This is a genomic window from Klebsiella sp. GW_Kp182, assembly GCF_040062275.1.
GTDB classification, from domain to species: Bacteria; Pseudomonadota; Gammaproteobacteria; order Enterobacterales; family Enterobacteriaceae; genus Klebsiella; species Klebsiella michiganensis.
The window spans coordinates 26,055-47,873 of the sequence record NZ_JBEAFQ010000014.1 but is presented as its reverse complement, the minus strand read 5'-3'; the positions used below and the strand labels follow the sequence as shown (position 1 = coordinate 47,873).

27 protein-coding genes are annotated in these 21,819 nt (G+C 54.2%); 13 read left to right on the top strand and 14 right to left on the bottom strand.

Annotated elements, in window-relative coordinates; genetic code table 11:
* Positions 1 to 17: 17 nt before the first annotated feature.
* Together ftsH and rlmE are read right to left on the bottom strand one after the other, a co-directional pair.
* A complete protein-coding gene (gene ftsH, locus ABLU88_RS15025) occupies positions 18 to 1,952 on the bottom strand; it encodes an ATP-dependent zinc metalloprotease FtsH (RefSeq protein ID WP_004854549.1) in 1,935 nt (644 codons plus the stop codon).
* Between the two features lie 99 nt (positions 1,953 to 2,051).
* Positions 2,052 to 2,681 (bottom strand): 23S rRNA (uridine(2552)-2'-O)-methyltransferase RlmE, encoded by a 630-nt coding sequence (rlmE, locus tag ABLU88_RS15020; protein ID WP_004106110.1) that lies wholly within the window; start codon positions 2,679 to 2,681, stop codon positions 2,052 to 2,054.
* A gap of 124 nt (positions 2,682 to 2,805) precedes the next feature.
* Between rlmE and yhbY the strand changes: the two genes are divergently transcribed.
* Positions 2,806 to 3,099: a ribosome assembly RNA-binding protein YhbY gene (yhbY, locus tag ABLU88_RS15015; protein ID WP_004139797.1), complete on the top strand. Its 294-nt coding sequence runs from the start codon at positions 2,806 to 2,808 to the stop codon at positions 3,097 to 3,099.
* Positions 3,100 to 3,251: 152 nt separating this feature from the next.
* Here yhbY and greA read toward each other — a convergent pair whose 3' ends face one another.
* The gene (gene greA / locus ABLU88_RS15010) at positions 3,252 to 3,728 is read right to left on the bottom strand and encodes a transcription elongation factor GreA (protein ID WP_004854554.1); all 477 of its coding nucleotides are present in this window, start codon (positions 3,726 to 3,728) and stop codon (positions 3,252 to 3,254) included.
* Between the two features lie 234 nt (positions 3,729 to 3,962).
* On the opposite strand from greA, the gene dacB reads away from it, so the two are divergent.
* Positions 3,963 to 5,396, top strand: a complete 1,434-nt coding sequence (dacB, locus tag ABLU88_RS15005; RefSeq protein WP_048260537.1) for a serine-type D-Ala-D-Ala carboxypeptidase — start codon at positions 3,963 to 3,965, stop codon at positions 5,394 to 5,396.
* Positions 5,397 to 5,441: 45 nt separating this feature from the next.
* Here dacB and cgtA read toward each other — a convergent pair whose 3' ends face one another.
* The 4 genes from cgtA to rplU form a co-directional block, all read right to left on the bottom strand.
* Entirely contained in the window at positions 5,442 to 6,614 is a 1,173-nt protein-coding gene (cgtA, locus tag ABLU88_RS15000) for an Obg family GTPase CgtA (protein ID WP_004125676.1), read from the bottom strand.
* Between the two features lie 15 nt (positions 6,615 to 6,629).
* Complete coding sequence (locus ABLU88_RS14995) at positions 6,630 to 7,595, bottom strand: DMT family transporter (RefSeq protein ID WP_014226981.1); 966 nt, start codon at positions 7,593 to 7,595, stop codon at positions 6,630 to 6,632.
* Between the two features lie 95 nt (positions 7,596 to 7,690).
* Positions 7,691 to 7,948, bottom strand: coding sequence for a 50S ribosomal protein L27 (gene rpmA, locus ABLU88_RS14990; RefSeq protein WP_003861831.1), 258 nt, complete (start codon positions 7,946 to 7,948; stop codon positions 7,691 to 7,693).
* Positions 7,949 to 7,967: 19 nt separating this feature from the next.
* Positions 7,968 to 8,279, bottom strand: a complete 312-nt coding sequence (rplU, locus tag ABLU88_RS14985) for a 50S ribosomal protein L21 (RefSeq protein ID WP_004106123.1) — start codon at positions 8,277 to 8,279, stop codon at positions 7,968 to 7,970.
* 260 nt (positions 8,280 to 8,539) lie between these two features.
* On the opposite strand from rplU, the gene ispB reads away from it, so the two are divergent.
* On the top strand, positions 8,540 to 9,511 hold the full coding sequence (ispB, locus tag ABLU88_RS14980) for an octaprenyl diphosphate synthase (RefSeq protein ID WP_004854564.1): 972 nt from the start codon (positions 8,540 to 8,542) through the stop codon (positions 9,509 to 9,511).
* Positions 9,512 to 9,708: 197 nt separating this feature from the next.
* On the top strand, positions 9,709 to 9,981 hold the full coding sequence (sfsB, locus tag ABLU88_RS14975) for a DNA-binding transcriptional regulator SfsB (RefSeq protein WP_004854566.1): 273 nt from the start codon (positions 9,709 to 9,711) through the stop codon (positions 9,979 to 9,981).
* A gap of 55 nt (positions 9,982 to 10,036) precedes the next feature.
* Here the strand turns inward: sfsB and murA are convergent, their stop codons facing one another.
* From murA to mlaF, 7 genes are all read right to left on the bottom strand, one after another.
* On the bottom strand, positions 10,037 to 11,296 hold the full coding sequence (murA, locus tag ABLU88_RS14970; RefSeq protein ID WP_004854569.1) for a UDP-N-acetylglucosamine 1-carboxyvinyltransferase: 1,260 nt from the start codon (positions 11,294 to 11,296) through the stop codon (positions 10,037 to 10,039).
* 54 nt (positions 11,297 to 11,350) lie between these two features.
* The gene (ibaG, locus tag ABLU88_RS14965; RefSeq protein ID WP_004106141.1) at positions 11,351 to 11,605 is read right to left on the bottom strand and encodes a BolA family iron metabolism protein IbaG; all 255 of its coding nucleotides are present in this window, start codon (positions 11,603 to 11,605) and stop codon (positions 11,351 to 11,353) included.
* A gap of 135 nt (positions 11,606 to 11,740) precedes the next feature.
* On the bottom strand, positions 11,741 to 12,031 hold the full coding sequence (gene mlaB / locus ABLU88_RS14960; protein ID WP_014839634.1) for a lipid asymmetry maintenance protein MlaB: 291 nt from the start codon (positions 12,029 to 12,031) through the stop codon (positions 11,741 to 11,743).
* Positions 12,031 to 12,666, bottom strand: a complete 636-nt coding sequence (gene mlaC / locus ABLU88_RS14955; RefSeq protein ID WP_004125682.1) for a phospholipid-binding protein MlaC — start codon at positions 12,664 to 12,666, stop codon at positions 12,031 to 12,033. Before mlaC ends, mlaB begins: the two co-directional genes overlap by 1 nt.
* Before the next feature lie 18 nt (positions 12,667 to 12,684).
* On the bottom strand, positions 12,685 to 13,236 hold the full coding sequence (gene mlaD / locus ABLU88_RS14950) for an outer membrane lipid asymmetry maintenance protein MlaD (RefSeq protein ID WP_014226983.1): 552 nt from the start codon (positions 13,234 to 13,236) through the stop codon (positions 12,685 to 12,687).
* Between the two features lie 4 nt (positions 13,237 to 13,240).
* A complete protein-coding gene (gene mlaE, locus ABLU88_RS14945; RefSeq protein ID WP_004125690.1) occupies positions 13,241 to 14,023 on the bottom strand; it encodes a lipid asymmetry maintenance ABC transporter permease subunit MlaE in 783 nt (260 codons plus the stop codon).
* 7 nt (positions 14,024 to 14,030) lie between these two features.
* The gene (mlaF, locus tag ABLU88_RS14940) at positions 14,031 to 14,843 is read right to left on the bottom strand and encodes a phospholipid ABC transporter ATP-binding protein MlaF (protein ID WP_348836912.1); all 813 of its coding nucleotides are present in this window, start codon (positions 14,841 to 14,843) and stop codon (positions 14,031 to 14,033) included.
* 209 nt (positions 14,844 to 15,052) lie between these two features.
* On the opposite strand from mlaF, the gene ABLU88_RS14935 reads away from it, so the two are divergent.
* The 9 genes from ABLU88_RS14935 to ptsN all read left to right on the top strand — a co-directional run bounded on the left by ABLU88_RS14935 (position 15,053) and on the right by ptsN (position 21,775).
* On the top strand, positions 15,053 to 16,030 hold the full coding sequence (locus ABLU88_RS14935; RefSeq protein WP_348836911.1) for a calcium/sodium antiporter: 978 nt from the start codon (positions 15,053 to 15,055) through the stop codon (positions 16,028 to 16,030).
* 14 nt (positions 16,031 to 16,044) lie between these two features.
* A complete protein-coding gene (kdsD, locus tag ABLU88_RS14930; RefSeq protein WP_064375041.1) occupies positions 16,045 to 17,031 on the top strand; it encodes an arabinose-5-phosphate isomerase KdsD in 987 nt (328 codons plus the stop codon).
* Positions 17,032 to 17,045: 14 nt separating this feature from the next.
* Positions 17,046 to 17,612, top strand: a complete 567-nt coding sequence (gene kdsC, locus ABLU88_RS14925; protein WP_064375035.1) for a 3-deoxy-manno-octulosonate-8-phosphatase KdsC — start codon at positions 17,046 to 17,048, stop codon at positions 17,610 to 17,612.
* Positions 17,609 to 18,184 (top strand): LPS export ABC transporter periplasmic protein LptC, encoded by a 576-nt coding sequence (lptC, locus tag ABLU88_RS14920; RefSeq protein WP_004854587.1) that lies wholly within the window; start codon positions 17,609 to 17,611, stop codon positions 18,182 to 18,184. Before kdsC ends, lptC begins: the two co-directional genes overlap by 4 nt.
* Positions 18,153 to 18,698 carry a lipopolysaccharide ABC transporter substrate-binding protein LptA gene (lptA, locus tag ABLU88_RS14915; RefSeq protein ID WP_004125703.1) on the top strand — a complete coding sequence of 182 codons (546 nt, stop codon included), beginning with the start codon at positions 18,153 to 18,155 and terminating at the stop codon, positions 18,696 to 18,698. The genes lptC and lptA overlap by 32 nt, the downstream gene beginning before the upstream one ends.
* A gap of 6 nt (positions 18,699 to 18,704) precedes the next feature.
* Positions 18,705 to 19,430 carry an LPS export ABC transporter ATP-binding protein gene (gene lptB, locus ABLU88_RS14910; protein ID WP_004125705.1) on the top strand — a complete coding sequence of 242 codons (726 nt, stop codon included), beginning with the start codon at positions 18,705 to 18,707 and terminating at the stop codon, positions 19,428 to 19,430.
* A 47-nt stretch (positions 19,431 to 19,477) separates the two neighbouring features.
* The gene (rpoN, locus tag ABLU88_RS14905; protein ID WP_004854591.1) at positions 19,478 to 20,911 is read left to right on the top strand and encodes an RNA polymerase factor sigma-54; all 1,434 of its coding nucleotides are present in this window, start codon (positions 19,478 to 19,480) and stop codon (positions 20,909 to 20,911) included.
* A 22-nt stretch (positions 20,912 to 20,933) separates the two neighbouring features.
* Entirely contained in the window at positions 20,934 to 21,221 is a 288-nt protein-coding gene (gene hpf, locus ABLU88_RS14900; RefSeq protein ID WP_004106167.1) for a ribosome hibernation promoting factor, read from the top strand.
* A gap of 65 nt (positions 21,222 to 21,286) precedes the next feature.
* Positions 21,287 to 21,775, top strand: coding sequence for a PTS IIA-like nitrogen regulatory protein PtsN (ptsN, locus tag ABLU88_RS14895; RefSeq protein ID WP_004854593.1), 489 nt, complete (start codon positions 21,287 to 21,289; stop codon positions 21,773 to 21,775).
* Positions 21,776 to 21,819: the final 44 nt, after the last annotated feature.

Below are 21,819 nucleotides of genomic sequence, written 5' to 3'. Positions count from 1 at the left end.
CATCAATAACGGCTAACTTATTTGTCGCCCAGCTGTTCTGACATCGTATTACCCGGGTTTGGCGTACGCGGTTCATCGACCGGACGCGGCGCACGAGGCGTGCCATTGTTGTCAGAATTGTTGGACGAGCCCGGTTCTTCCCAGCCAGCTGGCGGGCGAACATCGCGGCGAGCCATCAGGTCATCAATCTGCGGGGCGTCGATGGTCTCATATTTCATGAGCGCGTCTTTCATCGCGTGCAGGATGTCCATATTATCGTTCAGAAGCTGGCGTGCACGATTGTAGTTACGCTCAATCAGTGACTTCACTTCCTGGTCGATGATACGCGCCGTTTCATCGGACATATGCTTCGCTTTCGCAACGCTGCGGCCAAGGAATACTTCACCTTCTTCTTCGGCATACAGCAGCGGGCCGAGTTTGTCAGAGAAGCCCCACTGGGTCACCATGTTACGCGCCAGGTTGGTCGCGACTTTAATGTCGTTCGACGCACCGGTAGAAACATGCTCTACGCCGTAGATAATCTCTTCCGCCAGACGACCGCCGTAAAGGGTAGAAATCTGGCTTTCCAGCTTCTGGCGGCTGGCGCTGATCGCGTCGCCTTCAGGCAGGAAGAAGGTGACACCCAGCGCGCGACCGCGCGGAATAATCGTCACTTTGTGCACCGGATCGTGTTCCGGCACCAGGCGACCAATAATTGCGTGACCGGCTTCGTGATACGCGGTGGACTCTTTCTGCGCTTCCGTCATCACCATGGAGCGACGTTCCGCACCCATCATGATTTTGTCTTTCGCTTTCTCGAATTCAACCATCGATACAACGCGCTTGTTGCCACGAGCGGCAAACAGCGCAGCTTCGTTCACCAGGTTTGCCAGGTCAGCACCGGAGAAGCCAGGCGTACCGCGGGCGATAATTGCCGCGTCGATATCCGGCGCCAGCGGTACGCGACGCATATGCACTTTCAGAATCTGTTCGCGACCGCGGACATCCGGCAGACCGACCACAACCTGACGGTCAAAGCGGCCTGGACGCAGCAGCGCAGGGTCAAGAACGTCCGGACGGTTGGTTGCTGCGATAACGATGATACCTTCGTTACCCTCGAAGCCGTCCATCTCTACCAGCATCTGGTTCAGCGTCTGCTCACGTTCATCGTGACCACCGCCCAGGCCAGCGCCACGCTGACGGCCGACGGCGTCGATTTCATCGATAAAGATGATGCACGGAGCCGCTTTCTTGGCTTGTTCAAACATGTCGCGCACGCGGGATGCACCCACACCGACGAACATTTCAACGAAGTCAGAACCGGAAATCGTAAAGAACGGTACCTTTGCTTCACCCGCGATGGCTTTTGCCAGCAAGGTTTTACCGGTACCCGGAGGGCCGACCATCAGGACGCCTTTCGGGATTTTACCGCCCAGCTTCTGGAAACGGCTCGGCTCGCGCAGGTATTCAACCAGTTCACCGACTTCTTCTTTCGCTTCGTCACAGCCGGCGACGTCGGCAAAAGTGGTTTTGATCTGGTCTTCCGTTAGCATACGCGCCTTGCTCTTACCGAACGACATGGCGCCTTTGCCACCGCCGCCCTGCATCTGGCGCATAAAGAAGATCCAGACGCCGATAAGAAGCAGCATCGGGAACCAGGAGATGAAGATAGAAGCCAGCAGGCTCGGTTCTTCTGGCGGCTCACCTACCACCTTGACGTTTTTAGTCAGAAGGTTATCAAGCAGCTTAGGATCGTTCACCGGGATGTAGGTCGTGTAACGGTTACTATCTTTCTTGGTAACGTTTATCTCACGTCCGTTGATACGCGCTTCGCGAACCTGGTCCTGATTGACCTCCTGCAGGAAGGTAGAATAATCCACCTTGCGGCCATTCGACTCGCTGGGCCCAAAGCTCTGGAATACTGACATCAGCACAACGGCAATGACCAGCCAGAGTATTAGGTTTTTCGCCATGTCACTCAAGGGATTAACCTCATATTACAACTGTGTTAAAAACAGCGTCAGGATACTCTATATCCAGCGTCTTTCAAACTTTCGTTTGAAATCTGCCGGTTATGGTTTACGCCCGGTCGCTACAATATACACTTCACGCGAACGGGCGCGAGAAGAGTCCGGCTTACGAACTTTGACCTTCGTAAACAGGGAGCGAATCTCTCTTAGATACTCATCGAAGCCTTCGCCCTGGAACACCTTCACTACAAAACTACCACCTGGCGCTAATACATCACGAGCCATTCCAAGCGCCAGTTCCACCAGATACATGGCCCGGGGAATATCCACCGCCGGTGTTCCACACATATTTGGCGCCATATCGGACATGACAACTTGTACTTTACTGTCACCTACACGCTCAAGTAACGCTTTCAGGACTAATTCATCACGAAAGTCGCCCTGAAGGAAGTCCACACCAACGATTGGATCCATAGGTAAAAGATCGCAAGCAATGATGCGGCCGCTGTTACCGATCTGCGTAACCGCGTATTGCGACCAGCCACCGGGTGCAGCGCCGAGGTCAACTATCGTCATCCCCGGTTTAAAAATCTTGTCACTTTGCTGTATTTCATCAAGTTTAAACCAGGCACGGGAACGTAACCCCTTTTTCTGTGCCTGCTGAACATATTTATCGCTAAAGTGTTCCTGAAGCCAACGACTTGAGCTGGCAGAACGCTTTTTACCTGTCATTTAACATTCCCATTTCGGGTTCATCGTACTTCGCGACGTAAAAATCGACGCGGTAGTTTGGCGATATATGAGAGATGGCGGTAGAATGAACCGTTTTCAATCCCAACGTAAGCAAAAAAATACGATGAATCTGAGTACTAAACAAAAACAGCACCTGAAAGGTCTGGCACATCCGCTCAAGCCGGTAGTTATGCTTGGCAACAATGGTTTGACCGAAGGGGTACTGGCCGAGATTGAACAAGCGTTAGAGCACCATGAACTTATCAAGGTGAAGATCGCCTCGGAAGATCGCGAAACTAAAACCTTGATCGTGGAAGCTATCGTGCGCGAAACCGGCGCCTGTAATGTACAGGTCATCGGTAAAACGCTGGTTCTGTACCGCCCGACTAAAGAGCGTAAAATCTCGCTGCCACGCTAAGAATATCCTGGTTATCGACACAACTTTGTGTAAATCGAGGGTTTTCTGCGGGTAGACGAGCAAAATGCCATGCTCCGGACGCTGATAAAAGGCCGCTACGCGGCCTTTTTCCTTTCTTTACAATCCATCAACATCGTAGCGTTAAATTCGAATTAAAGGTACTCAACCTTAAGAATTTCGAATTCGACTTCCCCGCCCGGTGTACGGATAACCACCACATCGTCCTGCTCTTTACCGATTAAACCACGTGCAATCGGTGAGTTTACAGAAATCAGATTTTGCTTAAAATCGGCCTCGTCATCGCCAACGATACGATAAGTTTGCTCTTCATCCGTATCGAGATTCAGAACGCTGACCGTCGAACCAAAAATCACCCGGCCATTGTTGGGCATTTTGGTGATATCGATGACCTGCGCGTTCGACAGCTTCGCTTCGATATCCTTAATGCGACCTTCACAGAAGCCCTGCTGTTCACGGGCAGCATGATACTCAGCATTTTCTTTCAGATCGCCGTGCTCGCGGGCCTCAGCGATGGCCGCGATGATTTCAGGACGACGTACGGACTTCAGAAAATCCAGTTCTTCGCGCAGTTTTTCAGCGCCACGTAAGGTCATCGGAATAGCTTGCATTTGTTATACCTCTTTTTCATTCCTTCATGGAGCAGACAACGCCGCTCCGCAGCCGGTCAAGACTTGAGCAGGGCCGGAGCAAAAGAAAACCGACCCGGAAAGTCATCCCCAGGCCAGCAGCAATTTTCAATTTGATACGTATTTTACCCTGAAGTTCACTATGGGTCATCGTTTACTTTACAGGGCGATGCACCGTAGTATGACGGACTGGTTTCAGGTTGTTAGCGCGAGATTATGCGATTTTCCAGATTTATCATCGGATTGACTGCCGGTATAGCGCTTAGCGCTCAGGCGGCGAATATTGACGAGTACATCAATCAGCTTCCTGCGGGCGCAAACCTTGCCTTTATGGCGCAGAAGGTGGGATCCCCGACGCCGGAGATAGACTACCATAGCCAGCAGATGGCGCTCCCCGCCAGCACCCAAAAAGTGATAACCGCGCTTGCTGCGCTGCTGCAGCTGGGTCCGGACTTCCGCTTCACCACGACGCTGGAAACGAAAGGCAGCCTCGATGGCGGCGTCCTGAAAGGCGACCTCATTGCGCGCTTTGGTGGCGATCCTACCCTCAGGCGTCAGGATATTCGTAATATGGTGGCCACGCTGAAGAAAGCAGGCGTCCAGCGAATTGAAGGTAATGTGCTGATCGATACCTCCATCTTCGCCAGCCATGACAAAGCGCCGGGCTGGCCATGGAACGATATGACGCAGTGCTTTAGCGCCCCGCCGGCGGCGGCGATTGTCGATCGGAACTGCTTCTCCGTCTCGCTCTATAGCGCGCAAAAGCCGGGCGATCTGGCGTTTATTCGCGTGGCGTCTTACTACCCGGTGACCATGTTCAGCCAGGTGCGTACGCTGCCCCGGGGCTCTTCTGAAGCCCAGTACTGTGAGCTTGACGTGGTTCCCGGCGATCTGAACCGTTATACCCTGACCGGCTGTCTGCCGCAGCGCAGCGAGCCGCTGCCGCTGGCTTTTGCCATTCAGGATGGCGCCAGCTACGCCGGTGCGATTCTGAAAGCTGAGCTGACCGACGCCGACATCACCTGGAGCGGCACGCTGCTGCGCCAGACGCTGGCAAACGATCCGGGTACCGTCCTGGCAAGTACACAATCTGCGCCGCTGCACGATCTGCTGCGTATTATGCTGAAAAAATCGGACAACATGATCGCCGATACGGTATTCCGCACCATTGGGCACGCTCGCTTCAACGTACCGGGTACCTGGCGAGCCGGTTCCGATGCGGTACGGCAGATCTTACGTCAGCAGGCCGGCGTCGATCTCGGGAATACCATCATTGCCGATGGCTCAGGTCTGTCGCGCCATAACCTCATCGCACCCGCGACGATGATGCAGGTGCTGCAGTACATCGCCCAGCACGATAATGAACTCAACTTTATCTCGATGCTGCCTCTGGCCGGCCATGATGGTTCTCTGCAGTACCGCGCAGGCCTGCATCAGGCAGGTGTCGATGGCAAAGTCTCGGCGAAAACGGGTTCACTGCAGGGGGTGTATAACCTGGCCGGTTTCATCACGACGGCCAGCGGGCAGAAGATGGCGTTCGTGCAATACCTGTCTGGCTACGCCGTGCCTCCGGCCGACCAGCGTAATCGCCGCATTCCACTGGTGCGGTTCGAAAGCCGATTGTACAAAGACCTCTATCAGAACAACTAAAGCAAAAGGGCCGCATCATTGGCGGCCCTTTTCGTTTGTTCAGGATTAACGTTTGTAGATGAATTCAACGCCTTCTTCGTCGTCTTCATCCCAATCATCATCCCAGTCTTCATCATCTTCCACTTCAGCTTCTTCAAGCTGCTGGCGGTGGTAGTCGTCCCACATAAACTCGACTTTTTCGGCAGGCTTCGCTTCTTCCGCATGCACAATCGGGTTTTCGATGATAAAGGTCATCACGTCCCAGCACAGGTCTTTTACGCCCTGCTGGCTGGCCGCCGAAATCAGGTAGAACTTATCTTCCCAGCCCAGCGCCTGCGCGATAGCTTTCGCTTTCGCTTCCGCCTCTGCTTTGTCCATCAGGTCAATCTTGTTAAAGACCAGCCAGCGCGGCTTAGAAGCCAGTTTCTCACTGTATTTTTCCAGCTCACCGATAATAATCCGCGCGTTCTCCACCGGATCGGAACCATCAATCGGCTCGATATCGATGAGATGCAGCAGCACGCGGCAGCGCTCCAGGTGCTTCAGGAAGCGAATACCGAGACCCGCGCCTTCAGCGGCGCCTTCAATCAGCCCCGGGATATCCGCCACCACGAAGCTCTTCTCGTTGTCCATACGCACCACGCCGAGGCTCGGCACCAGCGTAGTAAACGGATAGTCAGCGACTTTAGGCTTCGCGGCGGAAACGGCACGAATAAAGGTCGATTTACCCGCATTCGGCATTCCCAGCATGCCGACGTCCGCCAGCAGCATCAGCTCCAGCTGCAGATCGCGCTTATCGCCCGGCGTCCCCATCGTCTTTTGACGTGGAGTACGGTTAACGGACGATTTGAAACGGGTGTTACCCAGACCGTGCCAGCCGCCTTTGGCGACCATCAGGCGCTGACCGTGCTTGGTCATATCACCCATCGTCTCGCCGGTGCCCTGATCGATGACGCGAGTCCCTACCGGTACCTTCACCGTTACGTCTTTACCGCGTTTACCGGTACAGTCACGGCTCTGACCGTTCTGCCCGCGCTCAGCGCGGAAAGACTTCTCAAAACGGTAGTCGATCAGGGTGTTGAGGTTTTCGTCCGCCTCAAGCCAGACGTCGCCGCCGTCACCGCCGTCACCGCCGTCCGGGCCGCCTCTCGGGATATATTTTTCGCGGCGGAAGCTAACGCAACCATTGCCGCCATCGCCTGCTACGACCAGGATCGTTGCTTCATCAACAAACTTCATTTTACTCTCCGTAAATCATTCGCCTGAGCGGGGGAGCGGCACAACCGCTTCTCGCTTACGCCATCGTCCCCAAAGACGATGACCGACGGCGGAATACATCGCGCCCGCAACCACGACAAACGCACCGAGATAACCCATCAGGTTCAACAGCGGTCTGGCGAAAACGTCGGGCCAGGCCAGTGATAATAAATCTGAAAACAGCAGCGTAAACAGCGGCGTTAAGGTAATCAACGCGCTCACCTGCGCCGCCTGCCAGCGCGCCATTGCTTCCGCCAGAGCGCCGTAGCCGACCAGGGTATTGAGCCCGCAAAAAACCAGACAGGCCAGCTGCCAGTCGCTTAATGCCAGCACCTGCGAAGGCTTCGCTAATGGCAATAGCGATATCGTACATAAAGTGTACAGCAAAAAAAGGATTTGCTGTGATGCCAGACGGCGCAATAACACCTTTTGCGCGACGCCGTAGCACACCCACACCGTCGCCGCACCTACGCCGAAAATTACCCCCCACGTGTAGTCCGTCAGGCGGGTAAAAATCTCGATCAGGCTGGTGTTAAAAAACATCACCAGACCGCTCACCAGCATCAGCGCTCCCACAACCTGAGTGCCGCGCATTTTCTCTTTAAGGACAAAAACGCTGGCCACCATCATGCCGACCGGAGACAGCTGGCCAATCACCTGGGAAGCGGTGGGGCTGAGATATTGCAAGGAAGAACTAAACAGAATGAAGTTACCGAACAAACCCGCTGTCGCAATAACCAGCAGTACCAACCACCGCGGCTTGCGAAAAATCCGCAGCGGGGGCAGCTTTCTTTTCATGGCGAGGATAGCGCCAAGACCAAAACTTGCCATCAAAAAGCGGTAAAACACCACCGTCGGCGGTTCCATCACTTCAAGAACCTGCTTCATTGCTATCGGCAGGGCACCCCAGCACATCGCCGTGGTGAGCGCTAAAATAATGCCGATGCCGGCCTGCTGCTTCATGCCCGTTTTCCCTGCAGAAAATTTTCCGGGGTTTCAATGTAAAAAGCCCCGCAACACGTTGCGGGGCTTTAATCCGTTACCGGACCACGAAAAACTTACTCAGCAACGATGCTGATGTATTTACGGTTGTTCGGGCCTTTAACTTCGAATTTCACTTTACCGTCTGCTTTAGCAAACAGAGTGTGGTCACGACCGCAACCTACGTTAGTGCCAGCGTGGAATTTGGTACCACGTTGACGAACGATGATGCTACCGGCCAGAACGGATTCGCCACCGAAACGCTTAACGCCCAGGCGTTTAGCTTCTGAATCGCGACCGTTACGAGTTGAGCCGCCAGCCTTTTTATGTGCCATTTAAATCTCTCCTCAGGTCTTAGGCGCTGATGCCAGTAATTTTCACATCAGTGAACCACTGACGATGGCCCTGCTGCTTACGGTAGTGTTTACGACGACGAAACTTAACGATTTTAACTTTCTCGCCACGACCGTGTGCAACAACTTCAGCTTTGATTACGCCGCCCTCAACGAAAGGAACGCCGATTTTAATTTCTTCACCGTTTGCGATCATCAGCACTTCTGCGAACTCAACAGCTTCGCCAGTTGCGATGTCCAGCTTTTCCAGGCGAATGGTTTGACCTTCGCTTACTCGGTGTTGTTTACCACCACTTTGGAAAACCGCGTACATATAAAACTCCGCTTCCGCGCACCTCTTCGTATGATTCAGAGTGCGCTATAAATATTCACAATAGGGCGCGAATATTACGCAAAACGCGAGCCTTTGACAAGAGCGATCAGCGATCAACGCAGAAAAAAAACACAACTTTCACTCCAGCGTTTAACTACGGCAATTTTTCAGTACAATCATAGCTTCTTTTAATTCTATCTTAATCCTTCTGTGATCCCATTCGGATACGCGGTAACAGGACATTTGGCCCGGCTTTTGCGATGAATTTAGAAAAAATCAATGAGTTAACCGCGCAGGATATGGCGGGCGTCAATGCGACAATTCTTGAGCAACTCGACTCTGATGTTCAGCTTATCAATCAGTTAGGCTATTACATTGTTAGCGGAGGCGGTAAACGCATTCGCCCGATGATTGCCGTACTGGCCGCGCGTGCCGTTGGATATCAGGGAAACGCTCACGTCGCCATTGCCGCGCTGATCGAATTTATCCATACCGCCACCCTGCTGCATGATGATGTCGTCGATGAGTCTGATATGCGCCGGGGAAAAGCCACCGCAAACGCCGCTTTTGGCAATGCGGCTAGCGTGCTGGTCGGTGATTTTATCTACACCCGCGCCTTTCAGATGATGACCAGCCTTGGGTCATTGAGAGTGCTGGAAGTGATGTCGGAAGCCGTTAACGTCATTGCCGAAGGCGAAGTCCTGCAGTTGATGAACGTTAACGACCCGGATATCACTGAAGAAAACTACATGCGGGTCATTTACAGCAAGACCGCACGTTTGTTTGAAGCCGCAGCCCAGTGCTCCGGCATTCTGGCCGACTGCAGCGCAGAACAAGAGAAAGCGTTACAGGATTACGGACGCTATCTGGGTACCGCTTTCCAGCTGATCGACGATCTGCTTGACTACAGTTCAGACGGTGAGCGTCTGGGTAAAAACGTCGGTGACGATCTGAATGAAGGCAAACCCACCCTTCCGCTGCTGCATGCTATGCAACACGGCAACGCAGAGCAGTCCGCCATGATCCGTGGGGCGATTGAGCAGGGTAATGGCCGTCATCTTCTCGACGCCGTACTGGAAACGATGGCAACCTGCGGCTCGCTGGAATGGACCCAAAAACGCGCGGAGGAAGAGGCTGATAAAGCGATTGCCGCGCTTCAGGTCCTTCCCGATTCTCCGTGGCGTGAAGCGCTAATCGGTCTTGCCCACATCGCTGTGCAACGCGATCACTAACCCCTCCTCTTGCTTTCCCGCGCAAACCGCGGGAAAGTTCCAGTAAGCGTCAAAAAACCAAGAACCAGCCGTATACCTTGATATATTCCTAATATCAAACCCATTAAAAGAACTTGTTAGAACATTACTGGAACCCACGGTATAGTCATTTTGTCGTCCATTAAGGACGCCAGGCATGTTTATTACCAGGAGAATTTATGGATAAGTTCATCGACTGGCATCCGGCGGATATTATTGCCGGATTACGCAAAAAAGGGACGTCGCTGGCAGCTGAATCGCGGCGTAATGGTTTAAGTTCTTCAACGCTCGCCAATGCGCTGACCCGGCCCTGGCCCAAGGGCGAGCTGATTATTGCTAACGCGCTGGAAACCGATCCGTGGGTAATATGGCCATCGCGCTATCACGATCCCCATACCCATCAGTTTATCGACAGAACGCAAATGATGCGCCCAAGGAAGAACAACAAGTAAAGCGAGGTTGCAGACAACAGCCCCCGGACAAACGTCAGAGGGCTGCTGCTACGGCTTATTCGCCTTTGACGCGTTCGATATTCGCACCAAGCGCCTGAAGCTTGTCTTCGATACGTTCGTAGCCGCGGTCAATGTGGTAAATACGATCGACAATCGTCGTACCTTCCGCAATACAGCCCGCCAGTACCAGGCTGGCTGACGCACGCAGATCCGTCGCCATCACCTGGGCGCCAGAAAGCTGCTTCACGCCGTGGCAAATCGCCGTATTGCTTTCGATTTCCGCATGCGCGCCCATACGGATCAGTTCCGGGATATGCATGAAACGGTTTTCGAAGATCGTCTCGGTGATCACGCCGGTGCCCTCGGCAACCAGATTCAGCAAGGTGAACTGAGCCTGCATGTCGGTCGGGAAGCCTGGGTGTGGGGCAGTACGCACGTTGACGGCCTTCGGACGATTGCCGTGCATGTCCAGGCTAATCCAGTCTTCGCCCGTTTCGATATCCGCACCGGCGTCGCGTAGCTTGGCCAGAACCGCATCAAGGGTATCCGGCTGGGCATTGCGGCACAGGATCTTACCGCCAGAAATCGCCGCCGCCACCAGGAACGTCCCGGTTTCAATACGATCCGGCAGAACGCGGTAGACGCCGCCGCCGAGGCGCGCTACGCCTTCGATGGTGATGCGATCGGTACCCTGACCTTTGATCTTCGCACCCAGCGTGTTGAGAAAGTTCGCGGTATCGACAATTTCCGGCTCGCGCGCGGCGTTTTCGATAACGGTCGTACCTTCCGCCAGCGTCGCAGCGCTCATGATGGTCACGGTAGCGCCAACGCTGACCTTATCCATCACAATATGCGCGCCTTTCAGACGTCCATTAACCGACGCCTTGACATAACCCTCTTCCAGCTTGATTTCCGCACCCAGCTGCTCAAGGCCGGTAATGTGTAAATCAACGGGGCGCGCGCCGATGGCGCAGCCGCCGGGAAGAGAAACCTGCCCCTGGCCAAAACGCGCCACCAGCGGTCCCAGCGCCCAAATAGACGCGCGCATGGTTTTGACGAGGTCATACGGAGCACAGAAAACGTCGACCGGGCCGGCATCGATCCATACGGAGCCGTTGCGCTTAACGTTCGCGCCCAGCTGGCTCAGCAGTTTCATGGTGGTATCGATGTCTTTCAGCTTCGGTACGTTTTGGATCTCAATCGGCTCTTCGGCTAATAGCGCGGCAAAGAGGATTGGCAGGGCGGCGTTTTTCGCGCCGGAAATGGTGACCTCGCCCTGAAGACGAGTTGGCCCCTGAACACGGAATTTATCCATTGATTCTGTTCTCTGTTAAGAATTCACATACGCTGCGGGGAACATCCCCACAGCTTATAAGCCATTAAGTTTGCGGTCTCGCGCCCACTCCTGCGGAGTAAACGCTTTAATCGACAGAGCATGGATGCGGTTATCGGCAATATATTCCATCAGCGGGGCATAGATAGCCTGTTGCTTCTTGACCCGACTCATGCCGTCGAACATCTCACCCACAGCAATAACCTGAAAGTGGCTGCCATCGCCAGAGACGTGGACTTCCTGAAGGGAGAGTGCGTTCATCAGCACGGTCTGAATTTCATGATTTTCCATGGGCTACATTTATCTGATAGTGAAAACAGCCCAACATCTTAGAGGAAAGTGGCGCCGTCTTAAACAAGCAAAAAGCCCCATCGAAAAGTTTGATGGGGCTTTCAGAATAGCTTCAGCACTAAGGCACTGAAAAATTTATGGGATCATATCAGCAGGAAGGTTATACAACCTGACCAGGGTTTGCAGATTTTCACTCTTCCCGGTCAACTTCGCTTCCCCGCCCTGCCGACGAACCAGTGCGATAAAATGCACTAATAGCGCCAGCCCGGCGGTGTCCACGCGGGTCACGGCGCTCAGGTCGATGGCGGACACGCCATCCGTCGCCTGCGCGCGCGCTTCCCACAGCGGGACCAAAAGATCCTGGTCCAGCTCTCCGCGCAGCGCCAGCGTCTCACCATCGCGAGCCCAGCTCAGCTGCCCGGTCATTATTTTTTCTGTTCCAGCGTAATCGGCTGCGCGGAGCTTGCCTTCAGCTGCGCCGTCAGACCATCAACGCCTTTAGTACGCAGCAGATCGCTCCACTCGTTTTGTTTAGTGGTGATCATGCTCACCCCTTCCGCAATCATGTCGTACGCCTGCCAGTTACCGGTCTGGGTATTTTTACGCCACTGGAAATCCAGGCGCACCGGCGGACGGCCATTCGGATCAAGGATGGTGACGCGGATAGGAACAATGGTCGCGCTGCCCAAAGGCTGCTCAGGGGCAATCTGATAGGTCTGACCGTGATACATCGCCAGCGCCTGGCCATAGGCCTGCTTCAGATATTCGCGGAAGGCGGCAAAATAGGCTTCACGCTGCGCCGGGGTCGCTTCTTTGTAATAACGACCTAACACCAGCGCGCCGGCGTATTTCACCTGAACATAGGGCAGCAGTTCCTGATCGACGATATCGCGCAGGTAGTTCGGGTTGGCCTGAATCTTCGGCTGCTCGTTCTTGAGGCGATCGAAGGTTTTCTGCGCCGCTTCGTCCATCAGCTTGTACGGATTGGACTGATCCGCGGCGGTGGCCGCAGTCAAGGGGGCAATCACCAGCATGGCGACCATTAGTAAGCGTTTAAACATATCTTAACTCTCCTGAAATTAGTGCGTCGTGCCGGCTGGCGGCGTAGCGTCAGTATGACTCTCTCCAGCAGCCTGTTCATCGCCAGAATTCTTATTGTCGCTACCTTTACTGTTATAAAGGAACTGGCCTATCAAATCTTCCAGCACCATTGCGGATTTGGTGTCCTGAATGGTACCGCCATCTTTAAGGATAGTGGTTCCCAGCTCAGGATCTTCAAACCCGATATTCATCGCCAGGTACTGTTCGCCCAGCAGACCGGAAGTTCGGATCGCCAGCGAGCTGGTATCCGGAATATGGTTGTAGCGCTCATCAATATCGAGCGCGACGCGAGGCAGGTAGGTCTTAGGATCGAGCGTAATATCCGCCACGCGTCCAACGACAACGCCGCCAATCCGCACCGGAGAGCGCGCTTTGAGACCGCCGATATTGTCAAAAGTGGCATAGAGCCGATAAGTCGGTTCGGTACGTAAAGAGGTTACGTTTGCCGCCTTCAGGCAGACAAACAGCGCGGCCAGCAGCGCAACCAGTAAAAACACCCCTACCCAGATTTCATTTTTTCTCGTTTGCATGAACTCAATTCCCAAACATCAGCGCAGTCAGCACAAAATCCAGCCCCAGAACCGCCAGCGACGCATGCACCACGGTACGCGTCGTCGCCCGGCTAATCCCGGCGGAAGTGGGGATAGCGTCATAACCGTTAAATAACGCGATCCATGTTACCGTAATGGCGAAAACCAGGCTCTTAATCAGGCAGTTAACCAGATCCATCCGCCAGTCAACGGCGTTTTGCATCGCGCTCCAGAAGAATCCGCCATCGATGCCCTTCCAGCTGACACCGACCAGCGAGCCGCCCCAAACGCCGACCGCCACAAAAATAATCGTTAACAACGGCAGTGAAATCACCCCCGCCCAGAAACGCGGAGAGATCACGCGGCGAAGCGGGTCGACCGCCATCATCTCCATACTGGAGAGCTGCTCCGTTGCGCGCATCAGGCCAATTTCAGCAGTCAGCGCCGAGCCGGCACGCCCGGCAAACAGCAGCGCGGCGACCACCGGTCCCAGCTCACGCAGCAGCGACAGCGCCACCAGCATGCCCAGACTGGTTTCGGCGCTATAGGTGGTCAACACCAGATAGCCCTGCAGACCCAGCACCATACCGATAAACAGCCCCGATACAATGATGATCAGCATCGATAGCACGCCAACGTTGTACAGCTGACGCACCAGCAGCGGCGCATGCTTGCGAAACTCAGGCTTGCCCACAACCGCGTTGAAGAGCATTAATCCAGCACGCCCGAACGTCGCGATAGTTTTTATACCGCGATGCCCAAGCGCGGCTAGCGCATTTAACAACATGAGTCGCTTAACTCCCTTTGCCCAATAAATCATGATGATAATCACCCGCCGGATAGCGGAACGGCACCGGGCCGTCGGCGATACCATCAATGAACTGACGAACCCGAGGATCGGAATTTTCACGCAGCGACTGCGCGCTCCCATGCGCTACGACCTTTTTGTCCGCCACGATATATGCAAAGTCCGCGATGCTGAGCACCTCCGGCACATCATGCGAAACCACGATACAGGTGACACCCAGGGTGCTATTGAGTTCAGAAATCAGCTTCACCAGCACCCCCATCGTAATGGGGTCCTGCCCGACAAAGGGCTCATCGAACATGATTAAATCAGGTTCGAGCGCAATCGCCCTCGCCAGGGCGGCACGGCGCGCCATGCCGCCGGAAAGCTCAGAAGGCATCAGCTTCGCGGCTCCGCGTAGCCCAACGGCTTCCAGCTTCATCATCACCGTGGTGTGCAGCAGCGCTTCCGGCAAACGCGTATGCTCGCGCAGCGGATAAGCGACGTTATCGAACACATTCAGATCGGTGAACAGCGCGCCGGACTGAAACAGCATGCTCATGCGCTTGCGGACGGTATACAGGCGCGAACGCGACATCTGCGGTACGTTTTCACCATCAAACAGGATCTCGCCTTTATCGGGCGGGATCTGACCGCCGATGAGACGTAACAGGGTGGTTTTGCCGATCCCTGATGGCCCCATTATCGCGGTGATCTTGCCGCGGGGTACCGATAGCGAGATATCATCGAAGATCACGCGATCGCCCCTCGAGAAGCGAATACCGCGCACTTCGACTAGATTCGCCGAACTCTGGCTCATAAAATCATCCTTACTAGACACCCGTCGGGCTAAGCATGGCGCTTTCTTTCACCACAAACCCAACATTTTTACAGAATCTTACCCGCCCGGGTTAGCGAAAGCTGGCATTTGTTTTACTTTTGGCACACATAAAGTCAAAATTAAGAATTCGTTACGCTGCCTACGGACGGCCAGCGAGGCGACGATTATACCTGAAGAAAGGACTTTAGATGCTCTTAGCGACGGCTCTGTTAATTATTGGTTTATTGCTGGTTGTCTACAGCGCCGATCGTCTGGTCTACGCCGCTTCAATACTCTGCCGTATGCTGGGGATCCCTCCCATGATTATTGGCATGACGGTAGTCAGCATCGGTACCAGTTTGCCGGAAGTGATTGTTTCCGCCGCCGCTTCCTTGCATGGGCAAACCGATCTGGCGATCGGCACCGCTCTCGGATCGAATATCACCAATATCCTGCTGATCCTCGGCCTCACCGCGCTGTTTCAACCTTTTACCGTGCATTCTGATATCCTGCGCCGCGAATTGCCGTTAATGTTGCTGGTTAGTTTACTGGCAGGATTTGTGCTGTACGACGGCCAGCTTACGCGGATAGACGGCCTTTTTTTGCTGGCGCTGGCCATTCTGTGGCTGCTGTTTACCCTTAAAATTGCCCGCCTTGCGGAACGCCAGGGTAACGACAGCCTGACCCGTGAACAGCTGGCGGAGCTGCCGCGAGAAGGCTCGCTTCCCGTCGCGCTGCTCTGGTTGGGCGTCGCGATGATTGTGATGCCGATGGCTACGCGGATGGTGGTCGATAACGCCACGGTGCTGGCAAACTTTTTTGCTATCAGCGAACTGACCGTCGGCTTAACGGTCGTCGCTATCGGCACCAGCCTGCCCGAGCTGGCCACGGCCATCGCCGGAGCGCGAAAAGGCGAAAATGACATCGCTATCGGCAATATCATTGGCGCTAATATTCTTAATATTGTACTGGTCCTCGGACTCCCCGCGCTGATTGTGCCAGGCACCTTTGCCGCCGAGGCCTTTACCCGCGATTATGGCGTCATGCTGCTGGTCAGCCTGATCTTCGCCGCGCTGTGCTGGCGCCGTAAGCAGCAGCCAGGTCGCCTTGCCGGTGCCCTGCTGCTGGGTGGTTTTGTGCTTTGGTTAGCGATGCTGTACTGGACAGCGCCGCTCTTCGTTGAATGATTCGGGATAACATTATGTCGCAAATAGATTTGCCAGCGGATTTTGACTTTCAACGGGCAGGCCGCGAGGTTCTGGACATTGAACGTGAAGGTCTGGCCCAGCTCGATCAATACATTAATGAAGATTTTACCCGTGCCTGTGAGACCATTTTCCGCTGTACCGGTAAAGTTGTGGTGATGGGAATGGGGAAATCCGGCCATATCGGGCGAAAAATGGCAGCCACTTTCGCCAGTACCGGAACGTCATCTTTCTTCGTTCATCCCGGTGAGGCCGCGCACGGCGATTTAGGCATGGTAACTCCATGCGACGTGGTGATCGCGCTATCCAACTCGGGCGAGTCAAATGAAATCCTCGCCCTGATTCCGGTGCTTAAGCGCCAGCAGGTGGCGCTGATTTGTATCACCAGCCGACCGGAAAGCAGTATGGCGCGCGCGGCGGATATTCACCTGTGCGTGAAGGTGCCCAAAGAAGCCTGCCCGTTAGGGCTGGCCCCCACGTCAAGCACCACCGCCGCGCTGGTCATGGGCGATGCCCTTGCCGTAGCGCTGCTGGAAGCCCGCGGTTTTACCGCTGAAGATTTTGCGCTATCGCACCCTGGCGGCGCTCTGGGCCGTAAGCTACTGCTGCGGGTCAATGATATCATGCACACCGGCGATGAAATTCCGCACGTTGGCCTGGAGGCCACGCTCCGCGATGCGTTGCTGGAAATCACGCGCAAAAATTTAGGCATGACCGCCATTTGCGATGATGAAATGAATATCATCGGCATCTTCACCGATGGCGATCTGCGCCGCGTATTTGATACCGGCGTTGATATGCGTAACGCCAGTATTGCCGAAGTGATGACGCGAGGCGGAATCCGCATCCGTCCCGGCACGCTGGCCGTTGATGCGCTGAACCTGATGCAGTCCCGTCATATCACCTGCGTGCTGGTTGCTGATGGCGACCGTCTGGTAGGTGTGATACATATGCACGATCTCCTGCGCGCGGGCGTAGTGTAAGTAAGGAAAAAATAATGAATAATGCTGATGCCCTGATAGCGACCTGCTACGGGCCGGTAAGCCAGGACTTTCTTGACCGGGCGGCGAAGATCCGTTTACTGATACTTGATGTAGACGGCGTTTTGTCCGACGGTCTTATCTATATGGGTAACAACGGCGAAGAGCTGAAGGCGTTTAACGTGCGCGACGGCTACGGTATCCGCTGCGCCCTGACTTCAAATATTGAAGTGGCGATAATTACCGGGCGAAACGCTAAACTGGTGGAAGATCGCTGCCAAACGCTGGGCATTACGCATCTCTACCAGGGGCAGTCGGATAAGCTGCTGGCGTTTCGTGAACTACTCAATAAACTGGCCGTTAGCGCGGATGAAGTCGCCTATATTGGCGACGATCTGATCGACTGGCCGGTGATGGCTGAAGTAGGTTTAAGCATAGCGGTAGCCGATGCGCATCCGTTGCTGCTCCCGCGCGCTGATTACGTTACTCGTATCAACGGGGGTCGCGGAGCGGTACGCGAAGTGTGCGATTTGCTACTATTGGCGCAGGGCAAGCTGGATGAGGCCAAAGGGCAATCTATATGAGTAAAACCAGACGTTGGGTTATCATTTTACTGTCGCTGGTCGCGCTGATCCTGATCGGCCTGAACCTGGCGAGTACGGACGATACCACCCAGCAAGCGATCAATCCTGACGATCCAACGTATACCAGCGAGCATACTGATACCGTCGTGTATAGCCCCGAAGGGGCGCTTAACTACCGGCTCATCGCGGAACACGTGGAGTATTTTTCCGAACAGCAGCTCTCGTGGTTCACAAAACCGGTGATGACCACCTTTGATACCAATAAAGTACCAACCTGGTCTATCAAAGCGGATAAAGCTAAGTTGACGAATGACCGCATGCTGTATCTTTACGGGCACGTTGAGGTAAATGCGCTGACGGCGGATTCTCAACTGCGCAAAATTACGACGGATAACGCCCAGATAAACCTGGTGACGCAGGATGTTACCTCCGATGACATGGTGACGTTGTACGGAACAACATTTAATTCCAGCGGCCTGAAAATGCGCGGGAACCTGCGCAGTAAAAATGCCGAGCTGATTGAAAAGGTTAGAACCTCATATGAAATTCAGAACAAACAAACTCAGCCTTAAGATTGCGCTCGCCAGCGCCTTACTGGCCGCCAGCCTGTCGGCACAGGCAAAGACAGGTGATACCGATCAGCCGATTCACATTGAATCCGATCAGCAGTCGCTGGATATGCAGGGCAACGTCGTCACCTTTACGGGGAATGTTGTCGTCACTCAGGGAACGATCAAAATCAACGCCGACAAAGTTGTTGTGACCCGTCCGGGTGGAGAGAAAGGCAAAGAGGTTATTGATGGCTACGGTAACCCGGCCACCTTCTACCAGATGCAGGACAACGGTAAGCCGGTAAAAGGCCGCGCGTCGAAAATGCACTATGAACTGCAAAACGACTTTGTCGTCCTGACCGGCAATGCGCATCTGGAACAGATCGATAGCAATATCCAGGGCGACAAAATCACTTACCTGGTGAAAGAGCAAAAAATGCAGGCCTTCAGCAATAAAGGCGGGCGCGTGACCACGGTTCTGGTTCCTTCGCAGCTGCAGGACAAGGGTAGCGATCAGTCAAAGAAGGGTAAGTAATTCGTTATGGCAACATTAACTGCAAAGAATCTTGCTAAAGCCTATAAAGGCCGCCGCGTTGTAGAAGACGTCAGCCTGACCGTGAATTCGGGCGAGATTGTTGGTCTGCTCGGTCCGAACGGTGCCGGTAAAACCACCACGTTCTATATGGTCGTTGGTATCGTACCGCGCGACGCCGGCAACATTATCATCGATGATGAAGACATCAGCCTGCTGCCCCTGCACGCGCGCGCGCGTCGCGGAATCGGCTATTTGCCGCAGGAGGCCTCCATATTCCGCCGCCTGAGCGTTTACGATAACCTGATGGCGGTACTGCAGATTCGCGACGACCTGAGCAACGAGCAGCGTGAAGACCGGGCGAAAGAGCTGATGGAGGAGTTTCACATTGAGCATCTGCGCGATAGCCTCGGCCAGGCGCTCTCCGGTGGTGAACGCCGCCGCGTCGAGATCGCCCGCGCGCTGGCCGCTAACCCGAAATTTATCCTGCTGGATGAACCCTTCGCCGGCGTTGACCCCATCTCCGTCATCGATATCAAACGCATTATTGAACACCTGCGCGACAGCGGTCTTGGCGTCCTGATAACCGACCATAACGTCCGGGAAACGCTGGCCGTGTGTGAGCGTGCTTATATCGTCAGCCAGGGCCACCTGATAGCTCACGGTACGCCACAGCAAATCCTTGAAGACGAGCAGGTTAAGCGCGTGTATCTTGGGGAAGACTTCAGACTCTGATAGGGTAGAGGTTACAGACGTTTTAGCCGGAGATATTGGCCCTGAATATGAAGCAAGGTTTGCAATTAAGGCTAAGCCAACAGCTTGCCATGACGCCACAACTGCAGCAGGCGATTCGTCTACTGCAGCTGTCCACGTTAGAACTCCAGCAAGAACTCCAGCAGGCGCTGGACAGCAACCCGTTGCTGGAGCAAACCGATCTTCACGATGAGGTAGAAACCAAAGAGGCCGAAGATCGTGAGTCTCTGGATACCGTCGATGCCCTTGAGCAGAAAGACATGCCCGAAGAGCTGCCGCTTGATGCCAGCTGGGATGAGATTTACACCGCCGGAACGCCGTCAGGCAACGGCGTTGATTATCAGGATGATGAACTGCCCGTCTACCAGGGCGAGACCACGCAAAGCCTGCAGGATTATCTGATGTGGCAGGTTGAACTGACGCCCTTCACCGATACCGATCGCGCCATCGCGACCTCTATCGTCGATGCCGTTGATGATACTGGCTACCTGACCGTTCCTGTCGAAGACATCGTGGAAAGTATTGGCGATGATGAAATCGGGCTTGAAGAAGTAGAAGCGGTTCTCAAGCGCATTCAGCGTTTCGATCCCGTCGGCGTGGCGGCAAAAGATTTACGCGATTGCCTGCTGGTTCAGCTTTCACAGTTTGCCAAAGAGACGCCGTGGATTGATGAAGCTCGCCTGATCATCAGCGATCACCTTGATCTGCTTGCCAATCACGACTTCCGTAGCCTGATGCGCGTGACCCGCCTCAAAGAAGACGTGCTAAAGGAAGCGGTAAATCTGATCCAATCGCTGGATCCGCGCCCGGGCCAGTCGATCCAGACAGGTGAGCCAGAATACGTCATTCCTGATGTTCTGGTGCGTAAAGTGAACGATCGTTGGGTCGTTGAGCTCAATTCAGATAGCCTTCCGCGCCTGAAGATCAACCAGCACTATGCCGCCATGGGTAACAGTACGCGCAATGACGCTGACGGCCAGTTTATCCGCAGCAACCTGCAGGAAGCGCGCTGGCTTATCAAGAGCCTGGAGAGCCGCAACGACACCCTTCTGCGCGTCAGCCGCTGCATTGTCGAACAGCAGCAGGCTTTTTTTGAACAAGGTGAAGAGTTTATGAAACCGATGGTGCTGGCGGACATCGCTCAGGCCGTCGAAATGCATGAATCCACCATTTCACGCGTTACTACGCAAAAATACCTGCACAGTCCGCGCGGTATTTTTGAGCTGAAGTATTTCTTCTCCAGCCATGTGAACACCGAAGGCGGCGGCGAAGCATCGTCGACGGCCATTCGTGCGCTGGTGAAGAAATTAATCGCCGCGGAAAACCCCGCGAAACCATTGAGTGACAGTAAGCTCACCACCCTGCTATCCGATCAGGGTATTATGGTGGCGCGGCGAACCGTTGCTAAGTACCGAGAGTCTTTATCCATTCCGCCGTCAAATCAGCGTAAGCAGCTGGTTTGACCCAACCGATAAGGAAGACACTATGCAGCTCAACATTACAGGACACAACGTTGAAATAACCCCCGCGATGCGCGATTTCGTTACCGCGAAGTTCAGCAAACTGGAGCAGTTTTTCGACAGGATCAACCAGGTCTACATTGTGTTAAAAGTGGAGAAGGTGACGCAAATAGCGGACGCCAATCTGCATGTCAACGGTGGTGAAATCCATGCCAGTGCGGAAGGGCAGGATATGTATGCTGCGATCGATGGTCTTATTGATAAGCTGGCAAGACAGCTAACAAAACATAAAGATAAACTGAAACAACACTAATTGTCCGGGCAATAGCCTACGCCAACCGCCCGCAGGCGGTTGGCCAGGAGAGCTCAGGTGAAATTATGATAAATAACGATTCGGCTCTACAACTGAGCAATGTCCTTAACCAGGAATGTACCCGTAGCCAGGTTCACTGCCAGAGCAAAAAACGCGCGCTGGAAATCATCAGCGAGCTGGCGGCAAAGCAGCTAGGCTTACCGCCCCAGATCGTCTTCGAGGCGATCCTCACCCGTGAGAAAATGGGCAGTACCGGGATTGGCAACGGTATTGCGATCCCACACGGTAAACTCGAAGAGGATACGCTGCGGGCCGTGGGCGTTTTTGTTCAGTTGGAAACCCCAATTGCCTTCGATGCTATCGACAATCAACCCGTCGATCTGCTGTTTGCCCTTCTTGTCCCGGCCGATCAAACTAAAACGCATCTGCATACGCTCTCGCTGGTGGCGAAACGTCTGGCAGATAAAACTATTTGCCGCCGCCTGCGCGCTGCGCAAAGTGATGAAGAGCTGTATGAAATCATTACTGAAGCGGGAAGTAATAATGAGGCGTAACGGAAGTCGCACCTTACTCTTTTTCGTACTGAGGAGAAACGGTA